This window comes from Streptomyces sp. NPDC048434 (assembly GCF_043200375.1).
GTDB lineage: Bacteria > Actinomycetota > Actinomycetes > Streptomycetales > Streptomycetaceae > Streptomyces.
In genome coordinates this window covers 17,609-40,349 of record NZ_JBICXQ010000038.1, presented here as the reverse complement: position 1 = coordinate 40,349, position 22,741 = coordinate 17,609, and the positions used below count along the sequence as shown (strand labels likewise).

Annotated in this window: 26 protein-coding genes and 2 pseudogenes; 16 read left to right on the top strand and 12 right to left on the bottom strand. The window is 67.6% G+C overall.

Translation table 11 applies throughout. The annotated features are described in order from the left end of the window. Positions 1 to 264: 264 nt before the first annotated feature. A complete protein-coding gene (locus tag ACGFWI_RS34315; RefSeq protein WP_393909957.1) occupies positions 265 to 720 on the top strand; it encodes a VOC family protein in 456 nt (151 codons plus the stop codon). Positions 721 to 959: 239 nt separating this feature from the next. On the opposite strand, the gene ACGFWI_RS34310 is transcribed toward ACGFWI_RS34315, so the two are convergent. The 4 genes from ACGFWI_RS34310 to ACGFWI_RS34295 form a co-directional block, all read right to left on the bottom strand. Then, positions 960 to 2,186 carry a cytochrome P450 gene (locus tag ACGFWI_RS34310; RefSeq protein ID WP_393909956.1) on the bottom strand — a complete coding sequence of 409 codons (1,227 nt, stop codon included), beginning with the start codon at positions 2,184 to 2,186 and terminating at the stop codon, positions 960 to 962. 168 nt (positions 2,187 to 2,354) lie between these two features. Beyond that, positions 2,355 to 3,200 carry a DUF4097 domain-containing protein gene (locus tag ACGFWI_RS34305; RefSeq protein ID WP_393909955.1) on the bottom strand — a complete coding sequence of 282 codons (846 nt, stop codon included), beginning with the start codon at positions 3,198 to 3,200 and terminating at the stop codon, positions 2,355 to 2,357. Between the two features lie 89 nt (positions 3,201 to 3,289). Further along, a complete protein-coding gene (locus ACGFWI_RS34300; RefSeq protein ID WP_393909954.1) occupies positions 3,290 to 3,808 on the bottom strand; it encodes a hypothetical protein in 519 nt (172 codons plus the stop codon). A 329-nt stretch (positions 3,809 to 4,137) separates the two neighbouring features. After that, positions 4,138 to 4,374, bottom strand: coding sequence for a hypothetical protein (locus ACGFWI_RS34295; protein WP_393909953.1), 237 nt, complete (start codon positions 4,372 to 4,374; stop codon positions 4,138 to 4,140). Positions 4,375 to 4,611: 237 nt separating this feature from the next. Here ACGFWI_RS34295 and ACGFWI_RS34290 point away from each other — a divergent pair, with 237 nt between their 5' ends. The 4 genes from ACGFWI_RS34290 to ACGFWI_RS34275 all read left to right on the top strand — a co-directional run bounded on the left by ACGFWI_RS34290 (position 4,612) and on the right by ACGFWI_RS34275 (position 7,617). Continuing rightward, positions 4,612 to 5,247, top strand: a complete 636-nt coding sequence (locus ACGFWI_RS34290) for a DUF1345 domain-containing protein (protein ID WP_393909952.1) — start codon at positions 4,612 to 4,614, stop codon at positions 5,245 to 5,247. A gap of 282 nt (positions 5,248 to 5,529) precedes the next feature. Continuing rightward, positions 5,530 to 6,513 (top strand): Dyp-type peroxidase, encoded by a 984-nt coding sequence (locus ACGFWI_RS34285; protein ID WP_393909951.1) that lies wholly within the window; start codon positions 5,530 to 5,532, stop codon positions 6,511 to 6,513. A 20-nt stretch (positions 6,514 to 6,533) separates the two neighbouring features. Then, positions 6,534 to 7,355 carry a family 1 encapsulin nanocompartment shell protein gene (locus ACGFWI_RS34280; protein ID WP_393910000.1) on the top strand — a complete coding sequence of 274 codons (822 nt, stop codon included), beginning with the start codon at positions 6,534 to 6,536 and terminating at the stop codon, positions 7,353 to 7,355. A gap of 49 nt (positions 7,356 to 7,404) precedes the next feature. After that, positions 7,405 to 7,617 (top strand): hypothetical protein, encoded by a 213-nt coding sequence (locus ACGFWI_RS34275; RefSeq protein ID WP_393909950.1) that lies wholly within the window; start codon positions 7,405 to 7,407, stop codon positions 7,615 to 7,617. Positions 7,618 to 8,078: 461 nt separating this feature from the next. Here ACGFWI_RS34275 and ACGFWI_RS34270 read toward each other — a convergent pair whose 3' ends face one another. The 4 genes from ACGFWI_RS34270 to ACGFWI_RS34255 form a co-directional block, all read right to left on the bottom strand. Next, complete coding sequence (locus ACGFWI_RS34270) at positions 8,079 to 9,224, bottom strand: RNA polymerase sigma factor (RefSeq protein ID WP_393909999.1); 1,146 nt, start codon at positions 9,222 to 9,224, stop codon at positions 8,079 to 8,081. A gap of 8 nt (positions 9,225 to 9,232) precedes the next feature. Then, the gene (locus tag ACGFWI_RS34265; RefSeq protein WP_393909949.1) at positions 9,233 to 9,640 is read right to left on the bottom strand and encodes a YciI family protein; all 408 of its coding nucleotides are present in this window, start codon (positions 9,638 to 9,640) and stop codon (positions 9,233 to 9,235) included. Between the two features lie 524 nt (positions 9,641 to 10,164). Further along, complete coding sequence (locus ACGFWI_RS34260) at positions 10,165 to 10,368, bottom strand: hypothetical protein (protein ID WP_393909948.1); 204 nt, start codon at positions 10,366 to 10,368, stop codon at positions 10,165 to 10,167. Between the two features lie 23 nt (positions 10,369 to 10,391). Further along, complete coding sequence (locus tag ACGFWI_RS34255; RefSeq protein ID WP_393909947.1) at positions 10,392 to 10,775, bottom strand: hypothetical protein; 384 nt, start codon at positions 10,773 to 10,775, stop codon at positions 10,392 to 10,394. 84 nt (positions 10,776 to 10,859) lie between these two features. On the opposite strand from ACGFWI_RS34255, the pseudogene ACGFWI_RS34250 reads away from it, so the two are divergent. From ACGFWI_RS34250 to ACGFWI_RS34235, 4 genes and pseudogenes are all read left to right on the top strand, one after another. Continuing rightward, positions 10,860 to 11,218 (top strand): annotated as a pseudogene (locus ACGFWI_RS34250) (ATP-binding protein); the annotation flags it as partial. A 639-nt stretch (positions 11,219 to 11,857) separates the two neighbouring features. After that, on the top strand, positions 11,858 to 12,331 hold the full coding sequence (locus tag ACGFWI_RS34245) for a transposase (RefSeq protein ID WP_393909946.1): 474 nt from the start codon (positions 11,858 to 11,860) through the stop codon (positions 12,329 to 12,331). 136 nt (positions 12,332 to 12,467) lie between these two features. Further along, positions 12,468 to 13,370: a phosphotransferase family protein gene (locus tag ACGFWI_RS34240; RefSeq protein WP_393909945.1), complete on the top strand. Its 903-nt coding sequence runs from the start codon at positions 12,468 to 12,470 to the stop codon at positions 13,368 to 13,370. Positions 13,371 to 13,852: 482 nt separating this feature from the next. Continuing rightward, positions 13,853 to 14,590 carry a dienelactone hydrolase family protein gene (locus tag ACGFWI_RS34235; RefSeq protein ID WP_393909944.1) on the top strand — a complete coding sequence of 246 codons (738 nt, stop codon included), beginning with the start codon at positions 13,853 to 13,855 and terminating at the stop codon, positions 14,588 to 14,590. Positions 14,591 to 14,848: 258 nt separating this feature from the next. Here ACGFWI_RS34235 and ACGFWI_RS34230 read toward each other — a convergent pair whose 3' ends face one another. Together ACGFWI_RS34230 and ACGFWI_RS34225 are read right to left on the bottom strand one after the other, a co-directional pair. Beyond that, complete coding sequence (locus ACGFWI_RS34230; RefSeq protein WP_393909943.1) at positions 14,849 to 15,079, bottom strand: hypothetical protein; 231 nt, start codon at positions 15,077 to 15,079, stop codon at positions 14,849 to 14,851. Between the two features lie 38 nt (positions 15,080 to 15,117). Beyond that, complete coding sequence (locus ACGFWI_RS34225; protein WP_393909942.1) at positions 15,118 to 15,612, bottom strand: cupin domain-containing protein; 495 nt, start codon at positions 15,610 to 15,612, stop codon at positions 15,118 to 15,120. Between the two features lie 79 nt (positions 15,613 to 15,691). Here ACGFWI_RS34225 and ACGFWI_RS34220 point away from each other — a divergent pair, with 79 nt between their 5' ends. From ACGFWI_RS34220 to ACGFWI_RS34190, 7 genes and pseudogenes are all read left to right on the top strand, one after another. Continuing rightward, positions 15,692 to 16,543, top strand: a complete 852-nt coding sequence (locus tag ACGFWI_RS34220; RefSeq protein ID WP_393909941.1) for a LysR family transcriptional regulator — start codon at positions 15,692 to 15,694, stop codon at positions 16,541 to 16,543. Between the two features lie 161 nt (positions 16,544 to 16,704). Further along, a pseudogene (locus tag ACGFWI_RS34215) lies at positions 16,705 to 16,836 on the top strand (transposase); the annotation flags it as partial. Positions 16,837 to 17,358: 522 nt separating this feature from the next. Next, complete coding sequence (locus tag ACGFWI_RS34210) at positions 17,359 to 18,963, top strand: hypothetical protein (protein WP_393909940.1); 1,605 nt, start codon at positions 17,359 to 17,361, stop codon at positions 18,961 to 18,963. A 69-nt stretch (positions 18,964 to 19,032) separates the two neighbouring features. Beyond that, complete coding sequence (locus ACGFWI_RS34205; protein WP_393909939.1) at positions 19,033 to 19,191, top strand: hypothetical protein; 159 nt, start codon at positions 19,033 to 19,035, stop codon at positions 19,189 to 19,191. 27 nt (positions 19,192 to 19,218) lie between these two features. Beyond that, a complete protein-coding gene (locus tag ACGFWI_RS34200) occupies positions 19,219 to 19,611 on the top strand; it encodes a helix-turn-helix transcriptional regulator (RefSeq protein WP_393909938.1) in 393 nt (130 codons plus the stop codon). Between the two features lie 559 nt (positions 19,612 to 20,170). Continuing rightward, positions 20,171 to 20,563, top strand: a complete 393-nt coding sequence (locus ACGFWI_RS34195; RefSeq protein WP_393909937.1) for a hypothetical protein — start codon at positions 20,171 to 20,173, stop codon at positions 20,561 to 20,563. Beyond that, positions 20,550 to 20,885, top strand: a complete 336-nt coding sequence (locus ACGFWI_RS34190; protein ID WP_393909936.1) for a winged helix-turn-helix domain-containing protein — start codon at positions 20,550 to 20,552, stop codon at positions 20,883 to 20,885. The genes ACGFWI_RS34195 and ACGFWI_RS34190 overlap by 14 nt, the downstream gene beginning before the upstream one ends. A gap of 111 nt (positions 20,886 to 20,996) precedes the next feature. Here the strand turns inward: ACGFWI_RS34190 and ACGFWI_RS34185 are convergent, their stop codons facing one another. Further along, entirely contained in the window at positions 20,997 to 21,134 is a 138-nt protein-coding gene (locus ACGFWI_RS34185; protein ID WP_393909935.1) for a hypothetical protein, read from the bottom strand. A 97-nt stretch (positions 21,135 to 21,231) separates the two neighbouring features. After that, a complete protein-coding gene (locus tag ACGFWI_RS34180; RefSeq protein ID WP_393909934.1) occupies positions 21,232 to 22,296 on the bottom strand; it encodes an NAD(+)/NADH kinase in 1,065 nt (354 codons plus the stop codon). Between the last annotated feature and the right edge of the window lie 445 nt (positions 22,297 to 22,741).

Genomic DNA, 22,741 nt, shown 5'->3' with positions numbered 1-22,741 from the left:
ACATCGGACCGACAGTCCCCGATATGCCACCGACACCGGACCGACAGCCCCCAATAGATATGCCACCGACACCACGGCACCGCCGCCCGATCACCCCTGGTCAAAGCGCCGATCAGCCAGGAGGAGGCTTTACAGGTCTCAACCCCGGGGGCTGGCTCGTACGATTCCTGAGCCGGGTAACTCGAAGCAGAGCTTCGCAAACAGGCACTACGCCTGTTCTTTATCTCCTGGACCCTCTGAGCTGGGGTGTCCGATCATGGGTGGATGACTGCCTTCTACCATGTGTGCTTTGTGGTCCCGGACGTCGAGCAAGCGATGCGGGACTTTCAGCGTTCGGCTGGGGTTGAGTGGAGTGATCCTGTGTCCGACCGGCTTGGCGAGTGGGACTACCGCATCGTCTTCAGCATGGGCGGGCCGCCGTTCATCGAACTCATCGAGGGACCCGCAGGCAGCCCCTGGGACGGATCCCAGGGAGCCAGATTCGATCACATGGGCTTCTGGTCCAGCGATGTCCGACAAGGTTCCCGGCGCTTGGAGAAGGAAGGCATGCCCGTGGACTTCTCCGGCTGTCCCCTCGGTCGGCCGTTCGCCTACCACCGCATGGACAGCATCGGTGCCCGCATCGAACTCGTCGATGTCAGCCGGCAGGCCAGTTTTCTCCATAGGTGGCATCCGGTCGGGGAACCGATGCCTGCCATCGACGAGACCTCCAGAGGCTGAGCTCGCGCTGCGCGGGCCGACCCGGCCCCGGGTTCGAACGGCATCTCGAACTGGGCCGCCCACCTGGAAGTTCGCCGGATCTGGGGGCGGCCCTCGCGCGGCGCCGAGCTGCTGCAACAGCAACTCGGCGTTGAGCGAGTGGGCCCGCACCTTCACCGACCCGTGGCTCTGTACCGCCATCGTCGACCGGGACCTCTCAAGGTGCGTTCCCACACAGGTGACGCGCTCGGCCGACGGTCTTACCGGGCCGTTTCCGTCCAGGTGACCGGCAGTTCGTGGACGCCATAGATATTCATGTCGGTCCTGAGTTTCACCTCGCCGGCGGGGATGGCGAGCTTGAGGGTCGGGAAGCGACGCAGCAGTCCGTCGAAACCGGCGCGCATCTCGATGCGGGCCAGTTGCTGGCCGAGGCATTGGTGGATGCCGTGGCCGAAGGACAGATGGCCGCGGGCCTTGCGGTGGATGTCCAGGGTGTCGGGGTTGTCGAAGCGCCGGGCGTCGTGGTTGGCGGCCAGCAAGGAGACAACGACGGTCGATCCCTTGCCGATCGTTTCACCGCCGAGTTCGATGTCCTCCGTGGCGTAGCGATAGAAGATGTCGGCAATGGACAGGTAGCGCAGGAGTTCCTCGACGGCATCGGGCAGCAGATCCGGGTTGGCGCGCAGTTCGGCCAGCTGCTCGGGGTGCTCCAGGAGCGCGAAGGTGCCCAGTGCCAGCATGTTGGCGGTGGTCTCGTGGCCCGCGAGCAGCAGCAGGAAGGCGATGCCGGTCAGCTCCTCGATGGTGAGGTCGTCATGGCGGGCCAGGTCGGACAGTATGTCTTCGCCGGTGGCGGCGCGTTTGCGCGTGACAAGTTCCGAGAGGTACGTGGTCAGTGCGCCGTACGCGGCCATCTTCTCGTCGAGCGGCAGGTCCTTGACCAGGAACTTGGCGGAGTTGACCTGGAAGGTCTCCCGGTCCGCGTAGGGGACACCGAGCAGTTCGCAGATCACCAGCGAGGGCACCGGCAGCGCGAACTCCTTGACCAGGTCGACCGGCGGGGTAAGGCACGCCAGTTCGTCCAGTTGCCGCTCGGCGACGTCCTTGATGTGCTCTTCGAGCTGCTTCATGCGTTTGACGGTGAAGGCGCCGGTGAGCCTGCGCCGCAGCCGGGTGTGGTCCGGCGGGTCCATGGCGATGAACACGCCCGGGATCTGCGGGGACGGTTCGGTAGCGGCGGGCATTCCGGGTGTCTCGTACGGCACATGGAGAACGCCGATGTCCTGGCGGGAGCTGAACCGGGTGTCGGCCATGAGCTGGCGGACCGCGTCGTAGCCGGTGACCATCCAGCCCTCGTGACCGTCGGGGAAGACCATGGGGCTGACAGGGCGAGCCTCGCGTAGCCGGGTGATTTGGCGGGGCGGGTCGAAGGGGCCCGCATCGCGCTCCATGGGGAGGCCGTGCGGGATGGGAACGGGTTGACTCATCGGATTACCTCTCGCGGCGGTTGTTGCGGTCAGACGGCGGGGGCGACTACGGGCCGGGGCCTGTCTGGTCGTGCGCATGACAGAAGGGGCGATGGCGCCATCCCGCTCGCAGGCTGAAGTATCAGCAGAATGGGGTGAGTTGAGGATGGTGCGGGGGTGTGGGGGTGCTCAGGGCTTGGCGCGGAGGACGTCGATATTGCCGTACCGCGTACGGGCGCGGACCTCGACGGTGTCCTCGGCCTTCTCCGGGGACTCGGACGCGGTGAGTGTGTTGCGAACCTGCCCGTAGCCCGAGCTGACGTCGAGCCAGGCGGCCGTGCCCTCGCGGATACCGACCTCGATCGCGCCGTGGGAAGTCTCCAACTGGACGGTGCCGCGGGCCACTTCGGCCACGCGCAGGGTGCCGTGCGCGGTGGTCGCGATGACCGAGCCCTCGGCGCGGGCGATGTCGATGTCGCCGTTGGCGCCGCTCACCCGCAGCTCCCCGGTCGCGGTGCCGACGGTCGTGGTGCCGTGCGAGTTCTTCAGGATCGCGGGTCCGTCGACGAGGCCGACACGCAGACTGCCGGAGCTGGTGGTGATCTCGGCCATACCCTCGACGCTGTCCACGGTGATCGAGCCGTGCGACGCGGTCAGTTGCAGCGGCCCGGTCGTGTCCAGGCGTACATCGCCCGAGGAGGTCTTCACCCGGACCTCGCCGAGCCGGCCCTCGCCGAGCACCTGGGCCCAGGCGCCGGTCATGTCGATGCGCGAGCCGGTGGGCAGGCCGACCGTCACGTCGACGATGCCGGTGCGCCCGAGCAGATAGCGCTGCTTGGGCGTCCGGACGGTCAGGCCGCCGCTCGCGTACCTCACCTCGGTCTGCTCGGCGGCCCGCACGTCCGCATCCCGCTGCGGGTCGCGGGGCCGCACCTCGACGACCGTGTCGAGGCGATCGCCCGCGGTGAACTGGATGGAACCGGCCTCCACGTGAGCCGTGGCCGAGATCGGTTCGGGAGTGTCAAAAGAAGGCATGGCTGTCCCGTCCTCTTGGGTCGCATGGTCGTCCCCGCTGGTGGGGACGTGGTGTGGGTGAAGTGGTGCGGGTTCGGGTGCGGGCGCGGCTAGCGCACCCAGCCCTTGAAGTTCTGTCCGAAGGTGTGGGTCTTCTCCGTCGTACGTGGCCGCGTGCCGCCGTCGACCGCGGCCGACACGGCGCGCACCAGCCACGCGTTGACCGACAGGCCCTCGCGGTTCGCGGCCTCCTCGGCGCGCGCCTTGAGGTGGGCCGGCAGTCGCAGATTGACGCGGGCGGTGCCACCGTCGTCGCCGTCCGTGGGGGGCGGCGCCGCGAGTGGTTCGGCGGGTGCGGCCGCTGCTTCCGGGGGGCCGCTGTCACCGGGCGGCAGCGTCACCACGAAGTCGGGGTCGAGCCCGCGCAGCCGTACGTCGACCGAGCCGGGGGCGAGCTCGCGGGTGATCTCGTCCATCGCGGCGGAGAGCACATGGAGCATGGTCAGACGGGTCGCCGACTCCAGAGGAGCGGTGAGCCGCTCGGCCAGCTCGCGGGCATCTTCCCCGCCGGCTTCGGCGGCCACCGCGAGTTCGCGACGCAGGGTGTCGACATACGGAGTGAGGTCCATGACGTCATGATGGCACCATTGTGGCGCCATGCGCAAGCCTGGGTGGCGCCTCATGTGGGGCGGGCTTGGGGGTGGCTGCTCTGAGCTGGCGAATGGGGGAGGGGGCGACCTGAGTCATTGTGGCGCCATGCGTGCTCATTTGGCTTTGGGGGCGTGGCATGGCGCCGGGCGGTGCCAGGTGACACCGGATGGTGCCAAGCCGCGCCATCCGACGTCATGTGATGCCGTGTGATGCCGCAAGGGGGCGGCCTGCACCATCAGGAAGTCCACCGGCATCACCCATGGCTTCCTTGCCTTCGACCAGGCGCCGTTGATGTTCTGCCGTCGGATCACGTGCCGATGCGGCCCCTCGGTGTCGCACCCAGTGAGCGCGAGTCGACCAGGTGCAGATCGCAGCGGCGCAGCCCGGCGACCTGCCCTGGGCGAAGGCTCACCGTCGCCAGCAGCATGATCAGCCGGTCCCTCGCCGGTCGGCCGAGCCGGAAGATCGCGACCACCACAAGGTCGTCGTCCACCACGGTCCAGTACCGGATCCCCCATGGCAGCACGACGGGAATTGCGTGCACGTGTATCTCAGCTCCATGAATCGATCACCACGATCCCCCGCAGAGCTACATCCCGAAGAACCTTCGCCATACGCCCAATTGGGGACAACGGCGTGACGGCACACCTCAGGCTCGAAAGCCCCAGAGCTGCTGTTGTATCAGGCGCCGTACAAGGCGCCCGGCCCACGTGAACCACCGCGGGTCTTTGCTGAGGACTTCGCCAGGGCGACCGACGACGAGACGACTAATGTTGTGGTCATGAGGACCTGGTTGCCACTGTCGGCGGTTCCCCGACTCGCCGGCGCGGTGGTTTTCGGAGCGGTGATCGGCGTAGTCGTCGCAGTGCCGACCGGCACGCTGTTGGGCATCCTTTCCGGAATTGCCGCGACAGAAACGGTCTTCGTTGTGGCAGGCTGGATCGTGCTGTGGCCCATGGATTCCACTGCCACCCGCGACAACTCCGGCCGCGAGGACTTTCGGCCCGCTGCCGAGGAACTGACTGTCGTCATGGCTGCCCTGTGCGGACTGGTTGCCATTGTGCTGCTGCTCCTGCTTGGCAAGTCCGACGCCGGCCACGCCGCGGCGGCAACCGCGCTCGCCGGCGTTTTCATGGCCTGGGCCGCACTGCACCTGATGTACGCCACCCGCTATGCATACCTCTATTACATGAAGCCCGCGGGTGGAATCGACTTCAACTCCGAGCGTGCGCCGGCGTACAGGGACTTCCTCTACTTCAGTTACAACCTCGGCATGACCTATCAAGTCTCTGACACCGACGTTTCGAGTACGACGATCCGTGCGATCGTGCTTCGGCATTCGCTGCTTTCCTATGTTTTCGGAACCAGCATCCTGGCGACCACCATCAATCTCGTTACCGGAATCGTCACGGGCTGATCCAGCCGTGCCGCTCAACTCGAACCATGAGTCTGGAGCGGCGCGCTCGGCGGCAGTGGACCGAGTCGAACTCACGCACGAATCGCCCTCACCGTGCTCCCGGTGGGGGCTCGTGCGTGAGCGGCGGGTTCGCTTCGTGCTCGAGCGGTTTGCTTCGGCACGCAGCAGGATTGAAGAAGGGAGGCGGATGCGCTTCATCGGCAACCGCCGTCCGGCGTCCTGCGGGGTGGGCGGCTAGTGCATACGTTCGATCGGTAGGTATCCCACTTGGAGGCAGGCTCCATGGTTGAGTCACAGCCCGTGATTGTCCCGCCGGCCAGGGCCACCGTGTTTCTTGTGGTCACTGTCGCACCAGGCGGTGAGGGCACGGTCCGTGACCTGCTCCAAGATGTACCGGCTCTGCATCGCTCGGTCGCCTTCCGCGCACCCCACGAGAAACTGAGTTGCGTCGTCGGTATTGGGTCGGCGGCCTGGGACCGGCTCTTCAGCGGGCCGCGGCCTCGAGAACTGCATCCGTTCGTGGAGTTGGTTGGCCAGCGCCACCGAGCTCCGGCCACACCTGGCGACGTCCTCTTCCACGTGCGAGCCCGACGCATGGACCTCTGCTTCGAACTGGCCCGGCTGATTGCGGAGCGGCTCAGCGGAGCGGTCGCCGTGGTCGACGAGGTGCACGCCTTCAAGTACTTCGACGAGCGCGATCTGCTCGGCTTCGTGGACGGTAGTGAGAACCCTGGGGGAGAGCTCGCAGTCGACTCCGTATTCATTGGTGATGAAGACCCCGACTTCAAGGGAGGAAGCTATGTGATTGTTCAGAAGTATTTGCATGATCTGGCGGCCTGGAATGCTCTGCCGTCGGACGAACAGGAAAAAGTTATCGGACGGACAAAGCTGGCAAATATTGAACTCCCCGATGACGTCAAACCTGCCGACTCTCATGTCGCGCTCAACACCATCACCGACGAGGATGGGAACGAGCGCAAGATTGTTCGTGAGAACATGCCGTTCGGCAGTGTCGGGCAGGGTGAGTTTGGCACATACTTCATCGGCTACGCGCGCACTCCGCTCGTGACCGAGCAAATGCTGAAGAATATGTTTCTCGGCGACAGCCCCGGCCGGCATGACCGGATCCTAGATTTTTCGACCGCGGTTACCGGGTGCCTATTTCATGTGCCGACCGCCAACTTCCTGGACGAGCTTCCTGCTGCGCCCGGCAGCGCAGTGGCGAGTGACGGTTCTTTGGGGATTGGCAGCCTAAAAGGAGTCTGACCATGACCACGCTCAACGGCATGAACAACCTGCATCGCGAGCTCGCCCCGATCACGCCCGAGGCGTGGGCCGAAATCGAAGACGAGGCGCGCCGCACCTTCCGGCGCAACCTTGCAGGTCGGCGAGTTGTGGATGTCTCCGGCCCCGACGGCCCCGAGACCGCTGCGATGGGGACAGGTCATCTGTCCAGCATCAAGGGGCCGGCGGAGGGTGTCACTGCACAACTACGCGAAGCACAGCCCCTGGTGGAACTCCGCGTGCCGTTCAAGGTGGGACGCGCCGCGATTGACGATGTCGATCGCGGCGCCAAGGACTCCGACTGGCAGCCGGTCAAGGACGCAGCACGCGCCATGGCATTCGTCGAAGACCGGGCGATTTTCGACGGATATGAAGCAGCGGGCATCGATGGCCTGCGTGATCGCACGTCCAATCCAGTTCTGACTCTCCCGGAAAATCCACGCGACTTCCCGGATGCCGTCAGCCGCGCTCTGACGACTCTCCGTCTGGCCGGCGTCGGAGGACCGTATTCACTGTTGCTGGGCGCCGCTGCGTACACAGCGGTCAACGAGACCTCTGATCATGGCTATCCCATCGCGGCTCATCTCGGTCGCATGCTGGACGGCCACCTGATCTGGGCGCCCGCACTCGACGGGGCATGCCTGCTGTCCACACGAGGCGGGGACTTTGAATTGAAACTTGGTGAGGATCTGGCGATTGGCTATACGGCGCACGACGAGACTCAGATCGAGCTGTACTTTCGTCAGACCTTGACGTTCCTGGTGTACACGGACGAGGCCGTGGTTGCCCTCGGCCCGCCGGCGAGCGGATGGGTGGGGGCGTGAGGGAGATCTGAGCCGCCGCGCCACCGTCAGCACCCGGCCAGGGAGATGCGTGAAGAGGCTCGACGGCAAGGGTGGACGCGAGGTCTCCGCCGATCTGGCGGAACCAGGCCGCGGTTTCACGAAGGAGGACGCATGGCGCATCATCACAAATCCAACCGAGCAGTCGAAGGGAACCCGGGGGGCGGCCATGGAAGAGGCCTGCCGCGGCGACCTGATGATGAAGCACTTGAGAGGCGCACTCTGCAGGATCGACAGGAGGTAGGCCTTCCTACGGGGCAACGCGAGAATCCCGGGACCCTGTACGAAGCGGAGGAAACCGAGATCGCCCGCGAGGTTGCCTCGGGCGAGATGCCGACGATGGCAGCGCATCGAAAGGAACGAGAGCCCTACCCGCCAAGTCACTATGGAACCTGAAGATGCACCAGGTCAGTGTCTCCGCAGCTCAGAGGGGCAAGCATCGCACTCCAGGTCAGCGAAGGGCGGGTATCGGGCATGACCCGGATACGCCAGAAACCTGCCACGGGATGACCTTGGCGTCCTGAGCGGCTCCGGCTGTCACCCTGTCGGCTGAGCGTCGCTGGTGGTGACGTTGGATGTCGTCGGGGGCGGGGTGGGTTGCGCCCCGGTCAGACGGTCAGCTTCTGGCGTCTGCCGGGGCAAGGTCGCATCGTTCCCCGGGCAGGGGCGGGTCGTCGCTGGGATGCGGGAACCGAGCGCGACCCATCAGCGACACCGGCGGGCGTTGAGTCGGGCGGCCTGGCGCGTCAGGTGGTCGCGCTCGGCGAGGTTGGGTGCCTTTTGGGCCGCCTCGGCGTACAGCTGTGCCGCCGTCGCGAGGTCGCCTTCGCGCTCGTGGAGGTACGCCGCCACCGCGGTGTGGCGGGGCAGTGAGTCGTTCAGCGCCGCGAGCGCCGCCAGGCCGGCGCGCGGTCCGTCGGCCTCGCCGACGGCCACCGCGCGGTTGAGCCGGACGACCGGGCTGTCGGTCAGGCGCACGAGCTCGTCGTACCACTCGACGATCTGCACCCAGTCGGTCTCCTCGGCGGTGGGTGCGTCGGCGTGGAGTGCCGCGATGGCGGCCTGGGCCTGGAACTCGCCCAGCCGGTCGCGGGCGAGGGCCGCCTGCAGGATCTCGACGCCCTCGGCGATCGACTCGGTGTCCCACCGGACCCGGTCCTGCTCGGCCAGCGGCACCAGACTGCCGTCGGGCGCGGTCCGGGCGGCGCGCCGGGCGTGGTGGAGCAGCATGAGGGCGAGCAGCCCCGCCACCTCGGGGTGGTCGATCGCGGCCGCGAGCTGCCGGGTGAGCCAGATGGCCTCGGCGGCGAGGTCGACGTCGCCGGAGTAGCCCTCGTTGAAGACCAAGTAGAGGACGCGCAGCACGGTGGCGACGTCGCCGGGCTGGTCGAACCGCACGCCGGAGACGGTGCGCTTGGCCCGGCTGATGCGCTGCGCCATGGTCGCCTCGGGCACCAGGTAGGCCTGGGCGATCTGGCGGGTGGTCAGCCCGCCGACGGCGCGCAGCGTGAGCGCGACCGCGGATGACGGCGTCAGCGACGGGTGGGCGCACAGGAAGTAGAGCTGGAGCGTGTCGTCCACCGCGGGTGCGGGGCCGGGCGCCGGCTCCTCGTCGACGAGGTCCTCCCGCCGGCGGCGGGCGGTGTCCGCCCGGGTTGCGTCGAGGAACCGGCGCCAGGCCACGGTGACGAGCCAGCCCTTCGGGTCCCGCGGCGGGTCGGCCGGCCAGACGCGGACCGCCTCGACCAGCGCGTCCTGCACGGCGTCCTCGGCCGCCGCGAAGCTGACTCCGCGGCGGACGAGGATCCCGAGCACGCTCGGGGTGAGGCTCCGGAGCAGGACCTCGTTCACCTGAGAGGTCACTCCGTGATGGTGGGCGGCGCGGCCAGGAACGGGCGGACCTCGAGCCACTCGTGGATCGGCTTCCCGCCCGCACCAGGGGCGGCCGACAGTTCCCCGGCCAGCTCGACGGCGCGCTCGTAGCTGTCGACGTCGATCACCATCCAGCCGGCGATGAGGTCCTTGGTCTCGGCGAACGGGCCGTCGGTGACCGGCGGGCGACCCTCACCGTCGTACCGGACCCACCTCCCCTCGGGAGCGAGCGCCTGACCGTCGACGAACTCGCCGGTCCCCTCAAGCCGGGCCGCGAAGTCCTGCATGTACTGCATGTGCGCCGAGATCTCCGCCGGCGTCCACTGGTCCATGGGCACGTCGTTCACTGCAGCCGGGGCGCCGCGGTAGTGCTTGAGCAGCAAGTACTTGGCCATCGTGGTTCTCCTCGGTGCTGGTGCGACCTATTTTGGTCACGTTCACCTCGGGGACGGAGCCAGTCACGGGTTTTCGACATCGCCGGCCGATTTTTTTTGGCTCTCTCGGACGAGCCCGGGTGAGTGGTCCAGATGAGCCTGGGTGAGCCGTCTCGCGGTGTCCGGATCCACGGCGTGGCGCGAGGGCGAGACGGAGCGAGGCCTTCCAAGATCAGCAGCGCCCAAGCAACTGAATCAAGAGAGGGCCTCGCGTGCGTCACGTACGTGTGGCGCCGGCGCGTCGTGGCGGGCTCGGACCGATGAGTTGTTCGGCGTGGAGGGCATGCATGTCCTCGACGTCACCCGTGATCCCGACGTGGGCGGTGGACGGTCTGAAGTGGTGGCACCCACGTGAAGTCGCTTCATATGCAGGTGCCGACCTCTTCTCCCCCCGCGACCTTGCGACTTCTTTGACTGCATTGATCACCTCTGGTGTTCCAGTCGGGCCGGTGCGGCTTGGCCTCTGATCAGACAGCCCGTCCGTGTCATGGCGCGAGCAGGACTCGCTTTCGCAGGAGGGCGAAGCCAGCACGTCCGAACATCTGGTGCTTGAGCATCTTGATCCGGTTGACGTGTCCTTCGACCGCACCCGAGTTCCAGAAGAGCGTGAGGCCGGCGATGACGGCGTCGCGGTCGCGGTCGATGCCTGCGGCGAGGGTGTGGAGGCTGGGGAGGTCGTCCTGTCCCACGGCGGCGAGCGCAGCTTGCCCTCTCAGTGAGTGGGCCGAGCGGGCCGCTTTTCGACTCCACGGGAGAGGTCGGCTGGTAGCGCGGGACGTTCCCGGCGAGTCTGATGAGGGCGATTCGCCTCAGCGGCCGGCGCCGCAGTCAGGCCCGATGCCTTGATACGCACCGCTCGGCGGCCTCGCCGAGGTTGCGCCAGAGGTGAAAACGGTCGCGACCTGCAGATCCGTCGGCGCCACGGCTCGGGGCCTTCGGCGACGAACGGAGCGCGATCGCGGCAGACCACCTCGATCCCCGGACATGTGCTGAGCCAGGCTGCGAGCGTTGCCGATTCGCGGTCAGGCAACAGGTCCACTGGCCGACCGGTCTCGACGTCGACCAGTACGGTCACATAGACCCGGCGCTTGCGCATCGCACATTGGTCGACGCCAACTACCCGCGGAGTCCGTGGCTGTGGCTCTGGGAGGGCGTCGACCGGCCGCAGCACGGTGCCGCGAGTCAGCCGCTCTGCCTGATCGGCGATTCCGGCACTGGCAAGTCCCACATGCTCATCGCCCTGGGCACCGAGGCCGCCAAAAGGGCTACCGCGTCCGCTACACGCTGGCCACGAAGCTGGTGAACGAGCTGGTCGAGGCTGCCGATGAGACGCAGCTGAACAAGACCCTCGCCCGCTACGGCCGCGTCGATCTCCTCTGCATCGACGAACTCGGTTACATGGAACTCGACCGGCACGGTGCCGAACTTCTCTTCCTCTTCCAGGTCCTGATCGAACGCGAGGAGAAGAACAGCGTCGCGATCGCCTCCAACGAGTCCTTCGGCAAAGCACACATGTTCCGGCGACTGTGTCAGGTCGTGCCGAACCTTCACGGCTTCGAGGATGAGCTCTCGCTGCTGCTGGCGACTTGGTCCGGGGCGAGGATCACCTGCTGCTGAGACCAGCAGTCGGACTGGCGGGTCGCCACTTCGGCCCCACACTGCTCGCACACGAGGTTGGGCCCGTCAAGCCCGTCGAGTCGGCAGCATCCGGCGAGGCGCCCCGGGGCGGTATGCAGCGTCGTGCCGTGGACATCGTCGGGATGAAGTACGAACCCGCTCATCTCAGTGCTGACGGCGAACGTTCCGCGGGGCATTCGGGGTGGGATGAAGCGGTCTCCGGGCTCGTCCTGGATGACCGGTGGCGGCAGCGGTACTTCTCGGAGTTCGCCGGTCAGCGTCCGATGACATTGCGCGCAGGAGAAGCGGGTCACCACGGCATTGTGCTGGTCAGCGGACGTCTCACCCAGTCGTTTTCGTTGCTGCTGTTGGCAGACGGCCGGCATCGGCGCGGTTGGCGAGATAGATCATGGTGGCTTCGGGTCGCTTGGAACGGGTCGGGCTCGGGCTCGCCGGACGGGCCGGCGCCCGCATGGCGAGCCAGCTGGGTATTAGCGCGGGACGGATGACCTTGCTCCGCAGGGTCGTTGCGCTGCGGACCCGCTGTCCAGCACGCCGCGCGTGCTGGGCGTGGACGACTTCGCGACCCGCCGGGGGCAGATCTACTCCACCGTCTTGACCTGCGGAGAAACCCATCGCGTGGTCGATGTGCTCCCGACCCGCACGGCCGGACCGCTGGCCGCCTGGCTCACCGCCCACCCAGGCGTGGAGATCATCTGCCAGGACCGGGCCGGCGCCTACGCCGAAGGCGCCCGGCTCGGCGCCCTCGACGCTCTCCAGGTCGCCGACCGGTTCCACCTGTGGCAGGGTCTGGGCCGGGCCGTGGAGACCTGCGTCGCGCCCACCGCGAGTGCCTGCGCACCCCGATGTCGGACGAGCCGCCTTCCAGCATCCCGCAGGCGGCCCCGGCGCCTTTCGCCCGGAACCAGCCGGCCGACGGGCCCAGCGCAAGAAGGCCGCGCACGCCCTGGTGTGGCCACGGCTCGATGCGGGTGCCTGAACGGTGTCTGCGGCAGCTGCGAGACGTGCCGTTGAGCGAGCACGAGGAAGTGAGCAGGGTTGCCATCGCCTCCGACGAAAAGCTTTTGCGCGTGCCGTCGTAGGATGATGGGGTGGCACGGTGACCAATCACGATGATGCGGCGGCTGTCCGACCGTTGACACTGGCTTGGGTGAGCCGGCACCTGGAGGTCGGCGAACGGATCGTCAGAACCGAGGCGCTGCACGGCGGCATCACCGCCGAAATGCGGCGACTGACCATCGGCAGGCGGGACGGAGGCACCCGCGACCTGGTGCTGCGGACCTTCGTCAACGTGGAGCACGCCGAGGACTGGCTGCACAGGGAGGCCGGCGCCCTGACCCTGCTCACGGGGACCGGCGTGCGAGCTCCTGGACTGGTCGCGGTTGATCCGACCGCCGCGCATTGCGAGTATCCGTCGCTCCTTATGACACATCTGGCGGGCCGGACGGTCCTCGACGATGAGGGATTGGCGACGCGGGTCCCTCTGTTGGCCCGTCAACTCGTGGCGATCCACGCGTTGCGACCCGCCGAGCGGCCCCGGGGGTGTGTGGCGTTGACGACCGCCGACACCGTGGTGACTCCGAAGGGCGCCGATGCGGCGGCATGGGCCGCGGCGATCGACGTGATCCGCCAGCCCGCGCCGCCCTATGAAGGGCGATTCCTGCACCGGGACTTCCAACCGGGCAACGTGCTGTTCGACGTGCTGCCTTCAACGCCGGCAGGTCCCCGGATCACCGGCGTCGTCGACTGGGCAGCGACCTCCTGGGGCCCGGCGGACCTCGATGTCGCGCACTGCTCCACCAATCTCGCGCTGCTGCATGGCCCGGCGTGGGGGCTGCGGTTCGCTGAGGCGTATGAGGAGGCCGGCGGGGTGCTGGCAGCGGCCGCGAGCGAGCGGCTGTACTGGCAGGTGCGGGACGGGCTGGCGTTCTCAGAAGAAGTGCAGTTGGTGGCGCAGACATGGCGGGAGGCAGGGAGGACAGAGCTGACGACGCGAGCCGTGGAGGAGCGGCTGGATGCCTACGTCACCGCCCTGATGGACGCACTGGGCTGAGCCAAGGCAGTCCGGGGCGCGGGCACGACGGCGAACCGCCATTGCCTGTGCCCTACCTCGATTCGAACAGCGGCATCGCCCACCGTGACCACTCCCCAAGATCCGTGGCAGAACCCAATTCTCGTGAACATCCACGAGCCCCAAGATCACCAATTACTGTCCGAACCCACAGACAAACGCTGCCGCTGGAACTGAACGAAGCAAATGAGTGCGACGTTGAGCGCGACCCGGCGGTCTCCGTGGCTCAGAGGTGAACTAGCTGGTGACGCCCTTCACAGGAGCGGACCGGTATACCCCAGAATCCTGCTGCGAGGGTCAGCCTCCAACACCGTGGCCTGGGCAGGTGATCCGATAGTGCTGCCGTGGGGACGGGGTTTGTGACGGTTCTTGTGAGCCCTCGCCGTATTTGGGATACCCGGGCTGTTCTGCCAGCGGCAGAACACCGGCCGGACCGGGCCCGACGATCACTACAGTCCAGACTCATGACAACGATTACGACGCGTACGGTCGAGTATCCGGCCGACGGTTTTACGATGATCGGGCATCTCGCGCTCCCGGCCGGTGTCGACCGCCGGCCCGCGGTGCTGCTCGGACCAGAGGGCACGGGGCTCAGCGACGTCGAGCGCCGCAGGGCCGATGCTCTCGCCGAGCTGGGATATGTAGCGCTGGCCTTCGACCTTCACGGTGGGCGCTATTTGGGCGACCCCGAGGAGATGCTGGCCCGTTGCATGCCGCTGCTCGCCGACCCCGACCGGATGCGAGGCATCGGCCACGCGGCGCTCGACGTGTTGCGCACCGAACCGCGGACCGACCCCGACCGGATAGCCGCCGTCGGCTACGGCACCGGGGGCGCCATCGCGCTGGAACTCGGGCGCGATGGCGTCAACCTGCGCGCGATCGGGACAGTCAACGCAACTACCACGGGCCGACCGGGCGAGGCGGCGCGCATTCGCTGCCCGGTGTGGGCCGGGGTCGGGTCGGAAGACCCGATCATGCCGCCCGCGCAACGGAACGCGTTCACCGCTGAGATGCAGGCCGCGGGTGTCGACTGGCGCCTCGCGGTCTACGGCGGCGCCTTGCACGCCTTCCACCACCCGCCGGTCGACCACACCGTGCGTCCCGGCGTCGGCTACCACCCACAGCACGCGCAGCGAGCCTGGCGCGACGTCGTCGACCTGCTCGCCGAGTGCCTGCCCGTGACGGAGGACCTGGGGGCATGACCCAGGCAAACATGCTGGTGCCTGGCCTGGTCGGCGTCGGGCACTGAGAGGGAAATAAGCGGGTCTTCGACCGTTTTGCGCCTTGGTTTTGATCAGGGTCACTGGTCGGCGGGGGCCGTGCGTGCCTATGGGCGGGGCTGTGCGGACAATCCGGGTTCGCTCTCGTCGAGGAATCCGAGGCCGACCAGGCGTTTGAGCTTCCCGCGGGTGCCTTCGACGTGCTTGGGCAGCACCGGGAGATCGAGTGCCAGACACAGGTCACGGGCGCGCAGCGGCCGTCGTTCCTGGTCGTGTACGCCATGATCTGCTGATAGGCCGCGCCGTCCGGCAGACCGGGGGCGGTGGCTGTTCGAGGTCGAGGCTGGCGGCCATCGCGCGGATGGTCTTGGCCGTGATCTGCAGTGCTTCGCGTTCGGCCTCCACCTCGCGCAGGCGCGCGGCAAGCTCGCCCGGACTGATCGGTTCCAGCCACGCGTCCACACCATCCACGGAATGCGCGGTCCCTCATAGCACCAAGGAGACCCGCCCTAGGCGAAGTCGGTAGCGGGCTCGGTGGCGTAACGGCTCATTGTTTGGATGCTCGCCTGTGGGGTCAAAGCCTGGCCGCCGGCAATCATGTCCTGCAGTTCTCGGAAGTACCGCACGTACAGGTCTGGTGTGAAAGTGCTGAGCATGACGGCCGGTTGGTCGGTCATATTGGCGAAAGTGTGCGGGGCTCCGGGCGGGACCATCACGAGCGTGCCCGCGGTCGCGTCGTAGTCCTTCTCTCCGACCGTGAAGCGCACCGTGCCGGAGATGATGTAGAAACCCTCGTCGTGCTGGGCGTGACGGTGCTGCGGCGGTCCGGGCGTGTGCGGCGCGAGGACGGACTCGGCGAGCCCGAGGCGGTGCCCGGTGTTGCTGCCGTCTTCGAGGACGCGCAGTCGCGTGGTGCCCAGGAAGATCGTCTCACCGTCGCCCGGACCGACCACCGAGACGGCGGGGTCGGCAATCGGCTCACTGGCCTTCAGATCGTCAGTCATGCCTCGATTCCACTGCCAGGGCCTGCGACTGTCCAAGACCCATTCAGCGACCTCGATACCGTATGGGTATCGTTGCACCATGGAGCTACGCACGCTGCGCTATTTCGTGGCGGTTGCCGAGGAACTCCACTTCGGCCGGGCCGCTGCCCGGCTGCACATGAGTCAGCCGCCACTGAGCCGGGCGATCAAGCTGCTGGAGACCGAGGTCGGCGCCGCGCTGTTCGACCGATCCTCCGCCGGTGTCACCCTCACTCCGGTGGGGGCGGTACTGCTCGATGAGGCGCGCGCCCTGCTCGACCAGGCCGACCGGGTACGCGTACGCGTGGCGGCGGCGGCCGGCGACGCGGCCATCACCGTCGGCATCCTGGGTGACAGCACCGACCCGGACGCAACCCGGCTGGCCGACGCCTACCACCGGCGGCACCCGCGCGTTGAGGTCCGCATCCGTGAGACCGACCTGACCGATCCCACCTGCGGGCTGCACGCCGGACTGGTCGACGTCGCCCTGACCCGCGGGCCTTTCGACGAGGCCGGCCTGACCGTGCACGAGCTGCGCGCCGACCCGGTGGGAGCGCTGCTGCGCGCCGACGATCCGCTGGCCCGCCGCGACAGCCTGAAGCTGGCAGACCTGGCCGACCGCCGCTGGTTCGTCTTCCCGGAGGGCACCGACCCAGCCTGGCAGTCGTACTGGAACGGCGGGAAAACTCGCGAGGGTCCGGTGGTGCGCGCCGTCCAGGAATGTCAGCAAGCTGTCCTCTGGAACGGCACGGTCGGCATGACTCTCCTGGACCACGAGCCGGCAGAGGGGCTCAGCGTGGTGCCGCTGATCGACATGCCGCCGAGCCGCGTGGTGGCGGTATGGAACGAGGGCGACTCGAATCCGCTGATCCGCTCGTTCGTCCGGCTCGCGACCGCCGCCTACCACGGCTGAGGGTCTCACCGGCGGCACCGAGTATGACCAGTACGCGTGCGCGAACCCACGCTCCGATGCTCCCGAGCCCAGGGCCGTGATACTGCCGATGGCACGACGGCAGAACCGGCTCGACCGCCCGTCCCACACTTCGTCATCTCGTCCCGAGGGGCGGTGGGGGATTGTTCGAGCGGGTGGTGGAGGTGGCTCCGGTACGGCCTCAAGGCGGTGGACGGCGGCGGTACGGCGATTGCGAGGTCCTGGCCGCGATCGTGTTCGTGGCTCCCTCCGGCTGCACATGGTGCCAGGTGCCGAAAGATGCGGCCCGTCGGCGAGAACGTCGCGCTCTGGGGGAGGGGCCAAGTCCAGCAGTACTGGCGATGATCGCGGACTTGCCAGGCAGCGAGCTGTGTCTGCTTTCGCTGCCATGGCGCTCTCGCCTGGGAGCCGGAAATTGCCGTCGAACGGCAGGGTCAGACCTACGATGCGGAGAGCCTTGCCGCCCTTGAGCCACTCCGCCGATTCCGCTTCTCTATACCGGACTTGAGGTACGGGGACTTGAGGTGCAGGGGCTCCCGCATCACCGGCCGGGACTGCCGGACAGCGTGCGATGACGCCGACGGCAAGGACGATTTAACCTTCCCCTGGATCCAGGAACGGCAGCATGCACCACCACAGATCACACGACGTCACAGTCCTCACGACGTCATAGACCTCACGACGTCATAGACCACACGACGTCACAGAGCGCACGACGTCATAGACCACACGACCAAAAGACCCTGACGAAGCGCTACTGCGGTCGGGCCTCATGAATGTCTACATGGGGGAGTTACATGGATGGCTACATGGCGGACGACGGCTACATGGCGGGCAGGCACGCCTCGGAGGATTCTCCCGCCCACAAGCTGTACCTGTGGATCGAGTGCCTGCACGAGATCATGGACCGGTTCCTCGACGAGTTCACCTACGAGGAATGGGAGCACGAATACTGCGCCCGTGAGCTGCCGGAGCTGGAGGAGCACCTGCTCGACTTCTGCAAAGGCGACGACGGCAGTGACTCGAACGCGATATTCATCGAGTCCGTCGCGGTCTATCTGGGCGAGACGCTACTGGAGGAAGCAGGCGGGCGCTGGGACTGGGACGAGAGCGTGGGCACGGATGGGCTGCCCGTGGTGTGCCCGGACCCTGTCCTCGGCCTTGAACCGGTCGTTCCGCTCCTTCTCGTCGGTCAGGCCGTAACGGAGCGGACCGGGAGGGTCTTCGCCACAGTCGCGCGCCTGCTGCGCAAGGCAGTCAGGACCCGGCAGCGGGAGCACCCGGAGTGGTGGCCGAAGCGGGTGCCCACGCCGTGGGTTTACTACGGGTGCCTGCTCACGGCCGCCGACACCGCGTACCGCTGGCGGAACGCCCGCATGCTCGACTACCTCAACTGGTGGGCCAAGGAAGCCGGTGGCCGGGAGCGCTGGCACTTCACCCCCGAGTCCCTGGACAGGCTGGAGGTGCTGCTGCGCAAGAGTTTCCCGACGGTCGAGGACTACTACGAGGCCAGCGACGAACCGTTCTGGGTCATGGCCGCCTGGTACGTGGGTCAGTGCATCGTCGAGCGCAAGGGCGCCCAGTGGCAGTACCGCGGGGTCAACCCCGATGCTCCGCCCGGCACTTGGCACGCGGAGGACGGCTACTGGGCCGGCGCCGTATTCGTTAACCAGCGGCTCCGTTACGACGGTCACGCCGAACTTCTCCCCGTCATGTTGCGTGCCGTCGTTGCCGGCGAGAGTCTGCGCGACGTGGTGGACCGCTTCCCGGACCGCGTCCCGGAGGGGGAGTACGTCTGGGGGGAGCCGACCTGGCCCACCGCGCTGTGGCCGCTGGTCCGCCCGGAACATCTGGAGACACCGGCCCTGCCGCCCGTCACGGGAGAGGAGCTGAAGGAACTGGAGGAGGCGGATGACCTGGCGGGTCCGGACTGGGAGGACAACTACCGGCTGAACACCTGGCTGGCCGAACGGCGGCAGGCCTTCCCCGCGTGGGCCGAGGAAGCGGGCGGAGGAACCGCCGAGTGGGACTTCTCTCCTCAGTCCCTCGACCGGCTCGAAGGCCTGGTGCGTGGGCTGTTCCGCACCTACGAGGAGATCTCGGCCTCGCAGGACGACCCGTTCCTGGTGGGCGCGGCCTGGTACTTCGGGGAGGTCCAGGTCCGGCAGTGCGGTGCCGTGTGGAGGCGGCGCCCGCAGCCCTCCGACGAACCCCATCTGTACGACGTCCCGATGGTGGCGGGGCCCGAACCCGACTCGGGAGACGACGACGAGTACGGCGAAGATCCCGATGAAGATGACGACGACCATATCCACCTCTGCGATCCCCTGAGCGGACTGCGGGCGCTGTTCGTGCACGGGCCGGAGGAGAGGCTGCGGAACGCCTTGAAGGCATACGGCTAGCGCGTTCGTGCACGGTGAGCTGCGGCTCGTCCGACGGCGATCGTTGATCGTGGTCTGGTCGCGGGGAAGATGGCTGCGCAGTTCTCGCCCGGCTGGACGTACTCCACGGCGACGTTCGTCGCCGTGCCGGAGATGAGCGCCACCTCTTGGACGCAGATCCTGGCCGTGGTCCCGCTCGGGCCGGCGCGGGTCGGCTTCAGGGTCGGCCGAAGACGGCTGAGTTGCTGACCGAGCAGGCAACAGCGCCATGAGCGCGTGGCGTTCGTGCTCCGACAGGCAGTTGACGTGGCGGTCACGGGCCCGACACCGGTTCGGCGTCGGGCGAACGACTTCGCAGACTCCCACCACGTCAGCAACTATGCCGCCGCACTCGGCTACAGCGTCCGTACTCTGACCCGCGCCGCCCAGGCCGCGACCGGTTCCACGTCCAGGCAGTACCTCGACGCCCGCATCCTCCTGGAGGCCCGGCGCCTTCTGGTCCACACCGACGCCACCTCCGCGGAGATCTCCCGCCGACTGGGCTTCCCCGACCCCAGCGACTTCACGAAGTTCTTCCGGAAGCGTGACGGGGGCACACCACTGCGATTCCGTGAGGTCGCCCGAGGGAGAGCGCCTGGGGCGATCTCCGGTCCGGTGTCCGGCGAGTAGATCTCCGGACGCCTTCTGGCTGATGCCGGCGCCATGCCAGGGCACAGGCGAAGACCCGCACCCCGATCGAGTCCAGGGTGAGTCCAGGGTCGCTACCCGGGTTCACGGCCGACCGGTCGGGCACATTGGGCGGCCCCCCCGGCGGTGTGGTCGGGCCCAACGCGTATGCCCCCGCGGCAGGTTCGCGCGAACACGGCGCGGTGGACGGGGGCGCGCGTATCCCTGCACCCCGGGTGTGCGGCGGGTGTTCGGGTCCTCGGCGTCATTGCTGCGGTCGCCTGTGAGGGGCACTCGGACGGCAGTCGAGGCTCTCCCGGTGTTCCCTCTTCTTTCGCTGAGGCAAGCACTTGCCTCAGCGGAAAGTGCTTGGTAGCTTTCCGTTCAGGAAAGTGCTTCCGCTGACTCCTACGACCTCGCCCGGAGGTGGCCCGTGCCCCTTGAACCCGACGCCCAACACGCAGCCCGCGCCCTTGATGACGTCCAGCGGCGACGTGACCAGGCGATAGACGCACAACGTCAGCCCCGTTGGTTCTCGATAGCCTGGGGTACCCATCTGTTCTTGGTCTTCGCCACACCCGACCTCCTGCCGCTACTCCACCTGGAACGGTGGTGGCCATGGTGCTTCGGGGTTCTGGCGCCCCTGACAGTGGCGTTTCTCGTCGGCCAGTACACGCGATGGGGGCGGAGCCTGCTCGGCCTTCCTCCGGGGTTGCAGGTGCGGGGGATCATCCCGCCGGGGTTGGCGGAGCAGCGTTCTCGCCAGCGGACGTTTACCTTCATAGGCGTCGCGGCCGTCGTTTTCCTGACTTTTGGCGTGATCCTGACCCACATCCCCTACTGGCATCTGCTGATGGGGCTTGCTCTCGGGCTGGCGACGATGTTCCAGTCCAACCGTCAGACCGAGCGACTCAAGCGCCTCGGTCAACTCGGGGACGCCCATGACCGCTCCTGAAATCGACCCGTTGTTGTTGGACCCCACCCGCTTGTCGATCACCGCACTGCTGGCGGCCACACGATGGGCCGAGTTCAAGTTCGTCCGCGACTCCCTGAACCTGTCGGATTCGGCGCTGTCCAAACAGATCAGCACGCTGAGCAAACGAGGATTCGTCGAGGTGAAGAAGGGCTACGTCGGCAAGACCCCTCGTACCTGGCTGAACTTGAGCCGTGACGGACACCTCGCGCTGCAAGCGCATCTGACGGCATTGCAGGACATCGCGGCCCGGTCGGCGCAACACGTCTCCGGCGATGACGGAGGCGGATTAGCGGAGCCGTAGCCAAAGGATCGAGGAAGCGATGCCCACTGGTTGCGCGCGTACAGACCTCATCCGCCTGTGCACACCTGACGCAGGTGCCAAAGCCGGCGCCATTGCCTCGCATCTGCTCTCTCAGTCGGCTACGCCGCTGATCGCCACGACCTTGTCGATCGACATCCGTACCAGGAGGATCCCGGGCACGCCGTTCCGGGCGACATTGCTCTCCACGAGTTCCTGTCGGAGCCGTGGAGCGCGTGTCAGGAAGGTCATACCTCGGGCCCGGATTGCCCGGCAGGATTCCTGTGCCGCACGGTTCCGCTTCCGGTGCGGAGTGTGGGCCCGCGGGGCCGGGTGGGCGGGGTTCAGTTCAGTCGACGTCCAGGGGGAGGTGCGGAAGGCGGAGGTGCGCGAGATCTGCGGGGGGTGGGCTGGTGTGGGGCCACAGGGGGGTGATGCCGGCGTCGGCTGCTGCGGGGGCGTCGGTCAGGCGCATGCGCTCCCGCAGCCGGCCGTAGAAATCGGTCGGTCCGAGGCGCACGACGCGCAGGCGCCGCGGAGCCGCGTAGACGCCGATCCAGTCCCCTGGATCGAGGACGCCGCGCAACTGGCCGTCGACGCTCACCGCCGCGCGGCCGGAGTGTTCCAGGACGCGCACGGCAACGGCCTCGTCGGGGGCGGCGACCACCGAGCGGTTGAAGGTCATGTGCGGGGCGACGGGGGTGAAGACGATGGCATCGGCCGCGGGGGAGATGACAGGGCCGCCGGCGGCGAAGCTGTAGGCGGTGGATCCGGTGGGAGTGGCGACCAGGACGGCGTCGGCGGAGTACGAGGCGAGCAGTTGGCCCGAGAGGTACACGCCGAGGGAGACCTGCCGGTCGCGGGCCAGTTTTTCCAGGACGATGTCGTTGAGGGCCGTCAGGTTGAGGGCCACACCCCAGTCGAGGGCGACGGCACACTCGGGGCGCACCAGCGGGGGCGGGAGCGCGGGGCCCCGGCCGTAGCGCAGGAGGGCTTCCATCCCCTCGGGGAGTCCCAGTGGCCGGGACGCCCGCATCGTCAGCATCAGGCGGGTCTCGACATTCACCTGACCGCGGTGGACGGTGTCCAGCGCGCACTCGACGTCGTCGGCCGGGACTTCGGTCAGGAACCCGAGGGTGCCCAGGTCGACGCCGAGGACCAGAGCGTCGTTCTGTGCGGCCAGGCGCGCTCCGCGGAGGAAGGTACCGTCTCCTCCGAGCGTGACGATCAGGTCGGGGCCACCGGCAGCATCGACCTCCTCCCGCGCATCCCGCCGTTGCTCGTCCTGACTCCACACGTCGATGGCGACGCAGCCGACGCCCTGCCGCACGCACCACCGTCGGACGACATCGGCGGCCGCTACGGCGGCGGGACGCCCTTCGTGGACGACGATGCCCACCTGTTGCACGCTCACGCAGTGTCCTCTCCCTCTGAACGTCCGTGTGCACGTCGGCGAGGGAACACCCGCCGCGGATGGCTGCGGGCGTCCCGGCAACCGACGCGGGAGCCATGAACACCGTGACCGCACCTGGCCCACCAGGAATGCCCACCGGGCGAGCGAATCCCGTCGCGATGCACCGTGCGAGACAGCCCGTGACCCAAGGGGCAATTCCACCCTGTACAGGGCTGTAGGTGTGTATTCGCAGGGCAACTGCACGGGCGAAGTCATCCCAATGGTGGGGTGCGGCAGCCGCAATAAGGGGCCTCGTCGTACGTGCACCCGGCGGCCTGATGGAGGACGCGATGCCGCCATGGCGGCAACGTCATGCGGACCGCTCTCGGACAATTGTCAGCACGCTCACCTGCGAGCCGGAAACGCCGCCGTGGCTCCCGCACCCGCACCCGGACCTTGACCCTGA